This window comes from Allobranchiibius huperziae (assembly GCF_013410455.1).
Lineage (GTDB): Bacteria > Actinomycetota > Actinomycetes > Actinomycetales > Dermatophilaceae > Allobranchiibius > Allobranchiibius huperziae.
Genome location: NZ_JACCFW010000001.1, coordinates 2,436,396 through 2,450,041, shown reverse-complemented (window position 1 = coordinate 2,450,041; position 13,646 = coordinate 2,436,396). Strand labels below are relative to the sequence as shown.

Here is a 13,646-nt window from a genome sequence, read left to right as displayed (position 1 = left end):
CTCGCCGAACCTCGCTGCATCCGAATTGCTGCATCGCTCGATGGTGACTGCACGTTCGGTGACATCGGCGCACTCGAGCTCACGCTGCGTTCGAGCCTCGGAGAACCCATCGCCTCGACGACGATCGATGCGGCAACGTCGGAGACATCGTTGCTTCTGGCCGACTTCTACCTGCGCGGCGACGTGTGGCGGTTTCGGTCCATCGGCCAGGGGTATGAGCGGACGTTGGCTGATCTCGCGCGCCAGTACGGGGTCGACGTCGAAAGTTGACGGGCGCCGTAAGGGGAAGAAAGCCGCCCCTTCGAGATGTCAGTTCCCGAGGATGTGCGGCCCGCTGCACCCTCTGCAACTGACTTCTCAGGTCACTGCGAGGTGGTGGGGGTCGGGGTCGTCGGTGTGGTGGGAGCGGTCGGCTTGTAGCCGACGGCCGCGTAGATGGTCGGCATCAGCCAGCCCCAGACGAGCTTGCCGCCCGCGACGGTGTAGTGGACCCCGTCGAGGCGCACCTTCACCCCGTCGATGACGTCGCGGGGTTTGCCGCCTGGGCACAGCTTCGACGCCACGTCCGCGATGTGCACCTGCGAGGGATGTTGCCGGGCGAACGTCGCGAGGACGGCGTTGACGGCCTTCCCGCGGTACGCCGCGTTGCGGATCGGGGCGATGTCGACACCGGCGACCACCGAGGAGGTCCAGTCGTAACAGGGCACGTTGGGGATGACGACCTTGGAGTTCGGGCCGATCTGCGCCAAGGCCTTGTTCAGGTAGGAGAGCAGGTACGCGGCGTACGCCGGGGTCCCCGCCTTCACGATCGAACCCGTCGGGGTGACATGGTCGAAGACCTCCCAACCGCCGACGCTCAGCACCACGACCGGGTTCTTGTCGCGTTGCAGGTGCGACTTCCAGCCTGGGTAGAGGTTCGAGCATTCCGGGGCGGCTTTCGCGGTCTGCTTCTTGCCGTAGATCGCGAGTTGCTGGGGCATGAGCCCGCAGCCGAAGACGGCGTTGCCGTCGAGGCCGACCTGGGGGAAGGCGGACTGGGGGAAGCTGAACTCCAGCGAGATCCCGACCGAGTCACCCAGCACGAGCACCCGGACCGGCTTGTTCACGTCCATCCCGCCGACGCCGTAGCTCTTGCCGGTCTGACCCTCCACCAGGGGATTTCCGCTGGCGGCGGAGGTCGTGAGGATGACCGCGAGCGCGGTGAGAGGCAGGACGAGGACGCCGCTCAACGTGCCGCCGAGCGTGCCGATCCACTTGCGCAGCCCGTTGATGCGGATCGGGTTCTCCACGAGGTAGAACGACGCGGCACCGGCGGCGAAGCTGAGCACGAAACGCAGGAGGAACAGGCCCGGACCGCCGAATCCGACCCGCTTGGGGGTGAGCATCACGAAGATCGGCCAGTGCCACAGGTAGAGCCCGTAGGAGATCTTGCCGATCCAGGCGAACGAGCGGAAGCCGAAGATGGCGGCGATCGGGCCTTCCTGGTCCAGTTCCACGACCGCGATGACCGCCAGGGTGGCGAGCACGAAGACGAAGAATCCGCCACGCCAGGTGAAGTCGTTCTGGTAGCTGACGAACAGGAAGAACGCGGCCATCACGGCCATCCCCGTCGCCCCGATCGCGGTCAGGCGTCGGTAGTTGCGCGTCAGGCGGCGCCGCGGCGCGTAGCTGAGATAGACCGCCAGCGCGCTGCCCAGCAGCAGCGACTGAGCGCGGCAGTCGGTGCCGTAGTAGATGCGGGAGGGGTCGGCGCCAGGCTTGTAGAGCCAGGCCATCCACACGGCGGACAGGACCGACAGCCCCACCAGGATCTGAGTGATGCGTCGCCGGTTGCCGCGAGTCATCGCGATGAGAGCGATCATCAACGCCGGCAGCACGAAGTAGAACTGCTCCTCGATGGCGAGGGTCCACATGTGCCGGTACGGCGAGGGGTCGCCGTACTGCTGGAAGTACGACTCGCCCTCGGAGATGAAATGCCAGTTGGCGTAGTAGAAGACGGTGGCGATCCCGTCCGAGCGCATGGTGGCGCGCGCGTACCGGTCGAGCACGTAGGGGCAGATCACCGTGATGCCGACCACCGCGAGCACCAGTCCCGGCAGGAGCCGCCGGGCGCGGCGCACGTAGAAGCTCACCAGGTTGATCGAGCCCCACTTGCGGTTCTCCGAGATGAGCAGGCCGGCGATGAGGTAGCCGGACAACACGAAGAACACGTCGACCGAGTAGAAACCGCCCATCGGCAGGTTGTCGGTGGCGTGGTAGATCATCACCAGCACGATGGCGAGAGCGCGCACGCCGTCCAACGCGGGCCGATGCTTCTTCTTCGGCGTGTTGGCGGCGCGCTTGTGCGCGGCTTCCTTCGCAGCAAGCGTCGTCAAGGGGTCTCTTCGGGTGTGAGGGAAGTTACTCGGCAGTCAGTGTAGGCGAACCGGGTCGTGCGAGGACGTGCATCGAGGGGGCCCGATCGACCGTCCGCCGTGTCTCGAATGGCGAGATAGCGGTATCGAATCTTGGATGAGTGGGTCTAACGTCGTGTTCGGAACGGCGCCCAACCGGCGCCTGGCGGTCATGGCTTAGACGGACTGACATCGGTGGTGATCCCACTGCGATGTCCGGCGGCCCACACCGAGCACGGCAGGAGACGGACCATGTCCGAAGAACAGATCGAGATCCAGCGGGCGTTGCAGGAATCGATGGATCTGCGCGACTGAGTCGACGAACTCTGTTCGACGGAAGGGCCCCGGCAGCACGCCGGGGCCCTTCGTCGTCCCCGGGGGCGTTGATCAGCACGTCTCGTCATCCGAGACCTGCGTTTCAAATGGCAAGACAGATGACTAGCCTGCGGAGGTATGACGAGCACTCCCACAGGCACCGCGTCCGACTTCATCGACCTGGCCGTGATCGGCGGCGACGGCATCGGACCGGAGGTGGTCGCCGAAGGGCTGAAGGTGCTCGAGGCCGTCAGCGCTGCCAAGGTCTCCCGCACCGAGTACGACCTGGGCGCCCGGCGCTGGCACGCGAGTGGCGAGATCCTCCCGGAGTCGGTCGAGGACGAGTTGCGCGGGCACGACGCGATACTGCTCGGTGCGATCGGCGACCCGTTCGTCCCGAGCGGCGTGCTGGAGCGTGGGCTGCTGCTGAAGCTGCGCTTCGACTTCGACCACTACGTCAACCTGCGCCCCGCCACCCTCTTCACCGGCGTGCGCTCGCCGCTGGACGTCGCGCGCGTCGCGCCCGACGGCATCGACTTCGTGGTGGTGCGCGAAGGCACGGAGGGCCCGTACACCGGCAACGGCGGCGCACTGCGGGTGGGCACCCCGGCCGAGCTCGCGACCGAGGTCAGCGTCAACACCCGGTTCGGTGCCGAGCGCGCGGTGCGTGACGCCTTCGCCCGCGCCCAGGCCCGTCCTCGCAAGCACCTCACGCTGATCCACAAGCACAACGTGCTGTCGTACGCCGGGCACCTGTGGCGCCGGACGGTCGAGGAGGTCGGCGCGGAGTTCCCCGAGGTGAGCACCGCGTACGCGCACGTCGACGCCGCGACCATCTACATGGTCACCGACCCGGGCCGCTTCGACGTCATCGTGACCGACAACCTCTTCGGCGACATCGTCACCGACCTGGCGGCCGCGGTGACCGGCGGCATCGGCCTGGCCGCCTCGGGCAACATCAACCCCGAGCGCACGGCGCCCTCGATGTTCGAACCGGTGCACGGCTCGGCCCCGGACATCGCCGGTCAGGCCAAGGCCGACCCGACGGCGACCATCCTGTCGGTCGCGATGCTGCTGGAGCACCTGGGACGCGGCGACGAGGCGCGGCGGGTGCAGGAGGCCGTGGCGGCCGACCTGGCGGCGCGTGGCGACGCTCCCCGGTCGACCACTCAGATCGGCGACGCCATCGCGGGTCGGGTATGACGCCCGGGCGTAACCTGGCTCCACCGCCGCACCTGTAGCGCGCGTCACACTCCGACGCGCCCACGCCCCGAGGAGACCGCCATGGCACTGACCTTCGATGTGACCCGACGCCAGGACGTCGTGAGCGACGCCGACCGTGCGGCGGTGCTCGCCGACCCCGGCTTCGGCAACCACTTCACCGATCACATGGTCACGGTGACCTGGACCAAGGGCGACGGCTGGCACGACGCCAAGGTCACGCCGTACGGCCCGATCTCGATCGACCCGTCGGCGGCCGTCCTGCACTATGCGCAGGAGATCTTCGAGGGGATGAAGGCCTATCGCCACGCCGACGGCTCGGTATGGACCTTCCGTCCCCAGCAGAACGCCGCCCGCTTCGCCCGCAGTGCCACCCGGATGGCGCTGCCGGTGATGCAGGAGGCGGACTTCATCGACGCGCTGCGCGCCCTGGTCACCATGGACGAGGCGTGGGTGCCGCCTGCGGGCGGCGGCGAGACCTCGCTCTACCTGCGGCCGTTCATGTTCGCCTCCGAGCCGTTCCTGGGCGTCCGCCCGGCCAACGAGGTCACCTTCTGCGTCATCGCCTCTCCGGCCGGCGCGTACTTCAGCGGGGGAGTGAAGCCCGTCTCGCTGTGGATCTCCACCGACTTCGCCCGCGCCGGCGACGGGGGCACCGGCGCGGCCAAGTGCGGCGGCAACTACGCCTCGTCCCTGGCCGGACAGCTCGAGGGCGCCGAGCACGGCTGCGACCAGGCCGTCTTCCTGGACTCCTCGTCGCACACCTACATCGAAGAGCTCGGCGGGATGAACCTGTTCATCGTCTACAAGGACGGCCGCCTGGTCACCCCCGAGCTGACCGGCTCGATCCTGGAGGGCGTCACCCGCGACTCGATCCTGGAGCTTTCCAAGGACCTCGGCCTGCAGCCGGAGGAGCGCCGCATCCCGATCCAGGAGTGGAAGGACGGGGCCGCATCCGGGGAGATCGCCGAGGTGTTCGCCTGCGGGACCGCCGCCGTGGTCACCCCGGTCGGTGAGCTGAAGTGGGACGGCGGGTCGTGCGACCACCGCCGCGAGGGGCACGACGACAAGGTCGCGCTGCAGATCCGCTCGTCGCTGCTGGACATCCAGTACGGCCGGGTCGAGGATTCGCGCGGCTGGCTCACCCGCCTCGCCTGACGGTCCGGACAAACCCGCCGAGTGGCATACATATGTATCGAGTCCACCGGCTGTAGGTATGCCACTCGAAACATATGTATGCCACTCGGCGGTGTGACCACCTGATGAGACGGGGGTGTCGAATGGTGGACGGGACGTGAGGGGCGATGCCACGATGTCCGACGTGATGACCCTCGGGTCCGCGGTCACCTCCGCGGCGACGATTATCGACTAGCGCGTCGGACGACCCGGCGCGCGACCTCCCGTTACCTCGGGAGGTTTTTTCGTCCCCGGGCATCACCCACGCGCCGGAGACGGCGCCGGGTCGGGTTTTCACCAAGACCCGCCCCGCCCCACCCGAAAGGCCCCGCGATGAGTGGCTTCGACCTCTACGACACGACCCTGCGCGACGGCGCCCAGCAGGAGGGTCTGCACCTCAGCGTCGACGACAAGCTGGCGGTCGCGCGTCTGCTCGACCAGCTCGGGGTCGGCTTCATCGAAGGCGGCTGGCCCGGCGCGAACCCCAAGGACACCGAGTTCTTCCGGCGGGCACGCACCGAGCTCGTCCTGGGCAGCGCCCGGCTCGCGGCGTTCGGGAGCACCCGGCGCGCCGGCGTACGCGCGTGCGACGACCCGCAGGTCGCCGCGCTGCTGGAGGCGCAGACCCCCGTCGTGACGCTCGTCGGCAAGTCGCACGTGCGCCACGTGACCGATGCGCTGCGCACCTCTCCGGCGGAGAACCTGGCGATGGTCGCCGACACGGTGGCCCACCTGGTCGCGCACGGCCGCACCGTCTACCTGGACGCGGAGCACTTCTTCGACGGGTACGAGGCCGATCCGGCGTACGCCGTCGAGGTGGTGCGGGTGGCCGCCGAGGCCGGCGCGGAGGCGGTCGTCCTCTGCGACACCAACGGCGGCATGCTGCCGCACGACATCGAGCGTGTCGTCTCCGCGACTGCCCAGCGCACCGGAGTGCGTCTGGGTATCCACTGTCACAACGACACAGGGTGCGCCGTCGCCAACAGCATCGCGGCGGTGCGAGCCGGTGCGACCCACGTGCAGGGCACCGTCAACGGGTACGGCGAGCGCACCGGCAACGCCGACCTCATCGCGGTGACCACGAACCTGCAGCTCAAGCTCGGCATGCCACTGGTGAGTGACGGGCAGCTCGCGGCTACCGTGCACGTGAGTCACGCCGTCAGCGAGATCACCAACCTCCCGCCCTTCGAGCGAGCGCCGTACGTCGGGGCGAGCGCGTTCGCGCACAAGGCCGGGCTGCACGCGAGCGCCCTACGGGTCGACCCCGACCTCTATCAACACATCGACCCGGCGCTGGTGGGCAACGAGATGCGCACGCTGGTCTCGGACATGGCCGGCCGGGCGAGCATCGAGCTGAAGGGCCGCGAGCTCGGCTACGACCTCGCCGGTCGGCCCGAGCTGCTGGCCCGGGTCTTGCGCCGGGTCAAGGAACTCGAGGGCGCGGGGTGGACCTTCGAGGCAGCCGACGCGTCGTTCGATCTGCTGCTGCACGAGGAGGTGCAGGGGCGGCCCGCCGCCCTCTTCGAGCTGGAGTCGTGGCGGGTGCGCACCGATGCCGAGGGGAGCGCGAGCGCGCTGTCCGAGGCGACCCTGGAGCTTCGCGTCGAGGGACGCCGGCAGGTCGCGGTGGGAGAGGGCAACGGTCCGGTCAACGCGCTGGACCACGCGCTGCGGCAGGCGCTCACCCCGGCGTACCCGCGCCTCGTCGAGCTGGAGCTCATCGATTTCCGGGTCCGGATCCTCGACGCCGATCACGGCACCGACGCGACCACCAGGGTGCTCATCGACACCACCGACGGCGAGCGCACCTGGACCACGGTGGGGGTGGGCCCGAACATCGTGCACGCCAGCTGGATCGCGCTGGTCGACTCCTTCACCTTCGGGATGCTGCGGTGTCCGTCGCGCGCGGAACCGGTCGCTCACGCGGCGGTCGCGCGCTGATCGCGAGCTCCGCCGGCCCGCAGCGCTGGGCGGTCTCGGTTCGCCGGTGTCGCCCGGCGTGATTAAGGTCGACACGTGCGTATTGCGAGGTACACGACAGGCGAGGATCCGACGTACGGGCTGGTCGACGGCGCGGGGGAGAAGATCGCCCAGATCAGCGGCGACCCCCTCTACTCCAAGATCGAGCTCACCGGCGTCACCACCACGGTCGACGAGGTGCGCCTGCTCGCGCCGGTGATCCCGCGCTCGAAGGTGATCGGCATCGGCAAGAACTACGCCGAGCACGCCCGCGAGATGGGGGGCGAGGCGCCGAAGGAGCCGCTCATGTTCCTCATCCCCAACACCGCCGTCGTCGGCCCCGGCGACCCGGTCGTCATGCCGCGGCAGAGCGAGCGCGTCGATTACGAGGGCGAGCTCGCCGTCGTCATCGGCCGGATGTGCCGCGACGTGTCGGTGGAGGAGGCGCGGTCGGTGATCTTCGGCTACACCTGCGCCAACGACGTCACCGCGCGCGACCTGCAGAAGAGCGACGGACAATGGTCGCGGGCGAAGGGTTTCGATACGTTCTGCCCGCTCGGCCCCTGGATCGAGACCGACCTGGACGTCAGCGACCTGCGGCTGCGCACCCGCCGGGGCGATGAGGTGGTGCAGGACGGCACGACCGCCGACATGATCCACGACATTCCCACGCTGATCTCGTACGCGTCGCAGGCGTTCACGCTGCTGCCCGGTGATGTGATCCTCACCGGCACGCCCGAGGGAGTCGGGCCCGTCGAGTCCGGGCAGAGCGTCGAGGTCGAGATCGAGGACATCGGCGTGCTGCGCAACCCGTTCGTCCGGCACGGCGCCGACGCGTGACGAACATCTCCGGCCACCTGGCGGTCGGCGGCCGGACCCGACCGTAGGCTTCCATCGTGTCTGATGCGCCGATCGGGATCTTCGACAGCGGGTACGGCGGGCTCACCGTCGCCCGTGCAGTCCTGGATCAGCTCCCCCACGAGTCGGTCGCCTACCTGGGCGACACGCTGCGCGCGCCGTACGGCCCGCGGCCCATCGCCGAGACCCGAGCCTTCGCTCTGCAGTGCCTGGACCGGCTGGTCAACCACGGCGTCAAGGTGCTGGTGATCGCCTGCAACACCGCCAGCGCCGCGGTCCTGCACGATGCGCGGGAACGCTACGACGTGCCGGTCGTCGAGGTGATCCGCCCGGCCGTACGCCGGGCCGTGCGCGCCACCCGCAACGGGCGGGTCGGGATCATCTCCACCAAGGGCACGCATCAGTCCGGCGCCTACCTCGACGCGTTCGCCGCGGCACCGCAACTGCAGGTGACGAGCGAGCCGTGCCCACGGTTCGTGGATCTGGTCGAGTCCGGCGTCACCGGGGGCCCGGAGATGCTGTCGTACGCGCGGGAGTATCTGGAGCCGCTGCGCGAGCGTGACATCGACACGCTGGTGCTCGGCTGCACGCACTACCCGCTGCTGACGGCGGTGATCTCCTACGTGATGGGCGACGGTGTCACGCTGGTGTCCTCCGCCGAGGAGACCGCCAAGGACGTCTACCGGGTGCTCGCCGACCGTCACGAGTTGCGACCGGATCACCTCGCAGCGCCCGAGCATTCCTTCACCACCACCGGTGACCCCGACAGGTTCCGCGCGCTGTCCAAGCGTTTCCTCGGGATGGGCCCGGAGTTCGATCACGTCTTCGTCAACGACTTCGCCCAGCACGATGCTGCGACGCCTGAGGCAGACCCGACGGACCGTGGCGACACGCACGGCTCGTCGGGTGCTCTCGAGCACCCGTTGGAGGCGATGACGGGGTCGGCCCGATGAAGCTCACCGTCGTCGGATGCTCCGGATCGTTCCCCGGTCCCGACTCGCCCGCCTCGTGCTATCTGGTGCAGGCCGAGCACGAGGGCCGTCTGTGGAGCGTCGTGCTCGACCTCGGCAACGGCGCGCTCGGTCCGCTGCAGCGGCACGTGCGTCTGGACGAGATCGACGCGATCGTTCTTAGTCACCTGCACCCCGATCACTGTCTCGATCTGTGCGGACTGTTCGTCGTGCAGAAGTACGACCCCATGGTCACTGCGGGATCGCACCCGCCGATACCGGTCTACGGTCCGCAGGACACCGGGGCACGCATCTCCCGCGCGAACGGCGTCACACTGGAGGAGACCCAGGACGTGCACGGCCTTGACCCCGAGTTCGACTTCCGTACCCTCACCTCCGGCCGGAGTTTCACGGTCGGGCCGTTCACTCTCACCCCTCGTCTGGTCAACCACCCGGTCGAGGCGTACGGCGTACGCATCGAGGCCGACGGCCGGACGCTCGCCTATACCGGTGACACCGATGTGTGCGGCGCGCTCACCGACCTGCTGGGCGGCGCGCACCTCGCCCTTACCGACTCGGCGTTCGTCGAGGGCCGCGACACCGTGGAGGGCATCCACCTGACCGGTGCGCGGGCGGCGCAGGCGGCGCTCGACGCCGGCGGCGTCGGGCGCCTGATGCTCACCCACATCCCGCCGTGGAACGACCCGGAGACCTGCCGCAAGGAGGCCGCCGGCATCTGGCCCGGCGACGTCGAGCTGGCCCGTCCCGGCGCGGCGTACGACATCTGACCGGCGGACGGCGGGGAGGGAACGGTCAGGGGGGCCTCCTATCGTGGAGGCATGACGGACACCACCACCTCGACCCCGACCGCAGCGACCTCCGCCAGTTCCCGGGGCGCCGGCCGCCACGACGGCCGCGCGGCCGACGAGCTGCGCGAGGTGCGCATCACCCGCGGGTGGCTGGACCACGCCGAGGGGAGCGTGCTGGTGGAGTTCGGCAAGACCCGCGTGCTGGTCGCAGCGTCGTTCACCGAGGGGGTGCCGCGCTGGATGAAGGGTCGCGGCACGGGGTGGATCACCGCGGAGTACGAGATGCTGCCGCGCGCCACCAACACCCGCTCGGACCGCGAGTCGCGCAAGGGCAAGGTGGGCGGCCGCACCCACGAGATCTCCCGGCTCATCGGCCGCAGCCTGCGCGCCATCATCGACACGAAAGCCCTGGGGGAGAACACGATCGTGCTCGACTGCGACGTGCTCCAGGCAGACGGCGGCACCCGCACGGCATCCATCACGGGCGCGTACGTCGCACTCGCGGACGCGATCGAGGACGCCCGCGCCAAGGGGCTGATCGCCAAGGGTGCGCAGCCGCTCACCGGGTCGATCGCGGCCATCAGCGTCGGCATCGTCGACGGACAGCCGGTGCTCGACCTGGACTACCCGGAGGACTCGACCGCGCAGACCGACATGAACGTCGTGATGACGGGCGCCGGTGGGTTCGTCGAGGTGCAGGGCACGGCCGAGGGCGCGCCCTTCGACCGGTCCGAGCTGGACAGCCTGCTGGCACTGGCGGCCGACGGCATCGAGGAGCTGACCCGCAAGCAGCAGGAGGCGCTCGCCGTGCCGCTCGGTGAGCACCGCCGATGACGACCGTCGTACTCGCGACGCGCAACGTCGGCAAATTGCGCGAATTCCGTGCGTTGATCGACGGATGGTCGGGGCTGCAGGGCATCCGCATCGTCCATGTCTCCGAATTTCCTGATGTGCAGGATGTGGTGGAGTCGGGAGTGACGTTCGAGGAGAACGCCACGCTCAAGGCGCGCGCGGTCGCCGCGGCGACCGGGCTTCCTGCCATCGCGGACGACTCCGGGTTGTCGGTCGACGTGCTCGGCGGTTGCCCCGGCGTCTTCAGCGCGCGGTGGGCCGGCACGCACGGCGCTGACCAGGCGAACATCGACCTTCTGCTCTCCCAGACGATGGACGTCACAGCCACGATGGCCGCCCACTTCGTGTGCTGCATGGTGCTGTCGCTGCCCGGCGGCGCCGAACGGATCCGCCGCGGCGAGCTGCACGGCATCATCACCCGCAACCAACGCGGCACCGATGGGTTCGGCTACGACCCGATCTTCGAGCTCCCCGACGGGCGCACCCTGGCGCAGCTGCCCGCGCAGGAGAAGAATCAGATCTCTCATCGAGCAATCGCGATGCGGGCCATTCGCGAGGACCTGGGGGACACCCTCACGTGAGCACTGTGCGCGAGGCCGAAGAGACGACCCACGAACCATCCGCGGCCCGCGCGTGGGTCGCGGTGCTGGGAGGTGTCGCGGCCGGCGCGGTCACCATCGGGGTGGCCGAGCTGCTGGCCGGTCTCATGGAGCGGTTCGGGTGGAGTGGTGGGATCCCTTCCCCGGTGATCGCCGTGGGAGAGGCCTTCATCGACCGGACACCGCCGTGGTTGAAGGACTTCGCGGTCAACAACTTCGGCACCAACGACAAGGCGGTGCTGCTGGCCGGCATCGGCGTCGTGCTCTTCCTGCTCTCGTGCCTGATCGGTCTGCTGCTGCGGCGCCTGCCGGTGGCCGCGCTCGTGGGGTTCGTCGTGCTGATCGCCGTCGCCATGGCCGCGGTCCTCACCCGCCCGGGCGCACGCCCCGCCGATCTGATCCCGACGGTCGTCGGCGGACTGATGGGTCTGTGGGTGTTGCACCGGTGGCGTGGGCTGCTGAGCGTGGGCGTCGGCCGGCGTGAGATCACCACCGAGCGCCGGCAGGTGCTCACCTGGACGATGCTGAGTGTCGTCGGGGGAGGCCTCGCCCTGGCAGCGGGACGTGCCGTGAGCGGCAGTGCGCGGGCGATCCAGGCCGCGCGCGCGACCTTCGTGGCCCCGGAGGTGCAACATCCGGTGCAGGTGCCGGCCGGTGCTCCGGTCGACGTACCCGGCATCACGCCGTACATCGTGCCGAACGGGCAGTTCTACCGCATCGACACGGCGCTGCAGGTGCCGCAGGTCGAAGCATCCGGATGGAGACTGAAGGTCACCGGGATGGTCGACCACGAGGTCGAGATCGACTGGAAGACGTTGCTGTCCAAGCCGATGCAGCAGGCCATGATCACCCTGATGTGCGTGTCCAACGAGGTGGGCGGCAGCCTCAACGGCAACGCGATCTGGACCGGGTGGCCCGTGCGCGAGCTACTCAAGCTGGCGGGACCGCAGGCGGGTGCCGACATGGTGCTGTCCACCAGTGTCGACGGGTTCACCGCCGGTACGCCGATCGGCGCGCTGACCGATGATCGCAACGCCCTGCTGGCGGTCGCGATGAACGGCAAGGCGCTGCCGGTGGAGCACGGGTATCCCGTGCGGTTGGTCGTCCCGGGCCTCTACGGCTACGTGAGCGCGACCAAGTGGCTCACCCAGCTGAAGGTCACGACGTACGCGAAGGACCAGGGCTACTGGATTCCGCGCGGCTGGTCGGCGATGGGACCGGTGAAGATCTCCTCGCGCATCGACGTGCCGCGCGACGGGCGGTCGGTCTCACCAGGCGCGGACGGCACCGTGCCCATCGCGGGTGTCGCCTGGGACCAGCACACCGGGGTGAGTGGCGTGCAGGTGCGCATCGACGACGGTCCGTGGCAGAGCGCCAAGCTGGGCGAACAGGCCACCGTCGACGCGTGGCGGCAGTGGGTGCTGCACTGGCCCGCGACGAAGGGTCGGCACACCGCCACGGTGCGTGCTGTCGACGCGAAGGGGCAGGTGCAGATCTCGGCCGAGGCGCCGCCCCCGCCGAACGGCTCGACCGGTCTGCACTCGGTGACCTTCACCGTCAGCTGACGGGCGGGGAAAGGCGCGCGGCGATCAGCCGCGGTGCACGTCGACGTAGTGGTCGACGGGTGGGACCTGCTCGTAGAACGGATGCAGCAGCGTCCGCCACTGCTCGTAATCCGCCGACTCGCGGAAGCCGACAGTGTGATCCGCGACCCGCGCCCATTCCACCGACAGCACGTAGTGCGAGGGGTGTTCGACCGATCGGACGAGCCTCACGGAGCGGCACCCGGTCTGACGGCGGATGATCGGCGCCGCCTGGGCAAACGCCGCCTCGTACGCCGCCTCCTGACCCTCCCTGACGTGCAGCTCCACCTGCTCCAGCACGGGTGCCGCCGGTCGCGGATCATCGGGGTGGATCGCCATCAGGTGCTCGGCGTGCCAGACGCCGTCGTACTCCAGGGCGCGCTGGCGGGTGCCCTCGATCGCGAACCCGACGCGCTCGTACATGCGCAGGGCCCGGGGGTTGAAGGTGAACACCGTCAGGGTGATCCGCTCCAGTCCGACCGCGAACCCGTGCTCCACGATCAGGGCGGTCGCGTCCGTCCCCAGGCCGCGGCCCTGTCCCTCCGGTGCGAGCAGGATCCGGAAGTTGCAGCTGCGCGCCGCCGGGTCCCACTCGTTCAGCACGACCTCGCCGACGCATCGGTCGGTGACCACGTCGACGACCGCGAGGTCGAGCCGGTCGGGTTGCTCGACCCGCGACAGGTACCACGCACGCAGTTCGTCATCGGGCTCCGTGCGACCCGCCTCCGCCTCCGCAGTGGAGGTCACGCTCCCGGTCAACCGCCGTACGTCGGGGTCGCCGATCGCCGCCGCCATGACCGGCAGGTCGCGCTCCTGGAACGGCCGCAGCACGACACGCTCGCTGGTGAGGACGGGTTTGCGGGCGAGCGGGGTGTCCGTGGCCATCCGGGGAGACTAGGCGAGATGCCGGCGTACGGCGCGCGGCCTTGCG

Annotated in this window: 11 protein-coding genes; 9 read left to right on the top strand and 2 right to left on the bottom strand. The window is 69.4% G+C overall.

Annotated elements, in window-relative coordinates; genetic code table 11:
* Nucleotides 1-362: 362 nt before the first annotated feature.
* Nucleotides 363-2,375 (bottom strand): acyltransferase family protein, encoded by a 2,013-nt coding sequence (locus HNR15_RS18325; RefSeq protein WP_246305921.1) that lies wholly within the window; start codon nucleotides 2,373-2,375, stop codon nucleotides 363-365.
* 471 nt (nucleotides 2,376-2,846) lie between these two features.
* Between HNR15_RS18325 and HNR15_RS11490 the strand changes: the two genes are divergently transcribed.
* The 9 genes from HNR15_RS11490 (at nucleotide 2,847) to HNR15_RS11450 (ending at nucleotide 12,697) form a co-directional block, all read left to right on the top strand.
* Nucleotides 2,847-3,911, top strand: coding sequence for a 3-isopropylmalate dehydrogenase (locus HNR15_RS11490; protein ID WP_179481877.1), 1,065 nt, complete (start codon nucleotides 2,847-2,849; stop codon nucleotides 3,909-3,911).
* 81 nt (nucleotides 3,912-3,992) lie between these two features.
* The gene (locus HNR15_RS11485) at nucleotides 3,993-5,087 is read left to right on the top strand and encodes a branched-chain amino acid aminotransferase (RefSeq protein ID WP_179481875.1); all 1,095 of its coding nucleotides are present in this window, start codon (nucleotides 3,993-3,995) and stop codon (nucleotides 5,085-5,087) included.
* 351 nt (nucleotides 5,088-5,438) lie between these two features.
* Nucleotides 5,439-7,046, top strand: coding sequence for a citramalate synthase (gene cimA, locus HNR15_RS11480; protein ID WP_179481873.1), 1,608 nt, complete (start codon nucleotides 5,439-5,441; stop codon nucleotides 7,044-7,046).
* Nucleotides 7,047-7,121: 75 nt separating this feature from the next.
* Nucleotides 7,122-7,904, top strand: coding sequence for a fumarylacetoacetate hydrolase family protein (locus HNR15_RS11475; protein WP_179481871.1), 783 nt, complete (start codon nucleotides 7,122-7,124; stop codon nucleotides 7,902-7,904).
* A 56-nt stretch (nucleotides 7,905-7,960) separates the two neighbouring features.
* Nucleotides 7,961-8,875, top strand: a complete 915-nt coding sequence (gene murI, locus HNR15_RS11470) for a glutamate racemase (protein WP_179481869.1) — start codon at nucleotides 7,961-7,963, stop codon at nucleotides 8,873-8,875.
* The gene (locus HNR15_RS11465; protein WP_179481867.1) at nucleotides 8,872-9,660 is read left to right on the top strand and encodes an MBL fold metallo-hydrolase; all 789 of its coding nucleotides are present in this window, start codon (nucleotides 8,872-8,874) and stop codon (nucleotides 9,658-9,660) included. Before murI ends, HNR15_RS11465 begins: the two co-directional genes overlap by 4 nt.
* A gap of 51 nt (nucleotides 9,661-9,711) precedes the next feature.
* The gene (gene rph / locus HNR15_RS11460; protein ID WP_179481865.1) at nucleotides 9,712-10,515 is read left to right on the top strand and encodes a ribonuclease PH; all 804 of its coding nucleotides are present in this window, start codon (nucleotides 9,712-9,714) and stop codon (nucleotides 10,513-10,515) included.
* Nucleotides 10,512-11,114, top strand: coding sequence for an RdgB/HAM1 family non-canonical purine NTP pyrophosphatase (gene rdgB / locus HNR15_RS11455; protein ID WP_179481863.1), 603 nt, complete (start codon nucleotides 10,512-10,514; stop codon nucleotides 11,112-11,114). The genes rph and rdgB overlap by 4 nt, the downstream gene beginning before the upstream one ends.
* Nucleotides 11,111-12,697: a molybdopterin-dependent oxidoreductase gene (locus tag HNR15_RS11450; RefSeq protein WP_343048517.1), complete on the top strand. Its 1,587-nt coding sequence runs from the start codon at nucleotides 11,111-11,113 to the stop codon at nucleotides 12,695-12,697. The genes rdgB and HNR15_RS11450 overlap by 4 nt, the downstream gene beginning before the upstream one ends.
* 24 nt (nucleotides 12,698-12,721) lie before the next feature.
* Here the strand turns inward: HNR15_RS11450 and HNR15_RS18850 are convergent, their stop codons facing one another.
* Complete coding sequence (locus HNR15_RS18850) at nucleotides 12,722-13,600, bottom strand: GNAT family N-acetyltransferase (protein WP_179481861.1); 879 nt, start codon at nucleotides 13,598-13,600, stop codon at nucleotides 12,722-12,724.
* Between the last annotated feature and the right edge of the window lie 46 nt (nucleotides 13,601-13,646).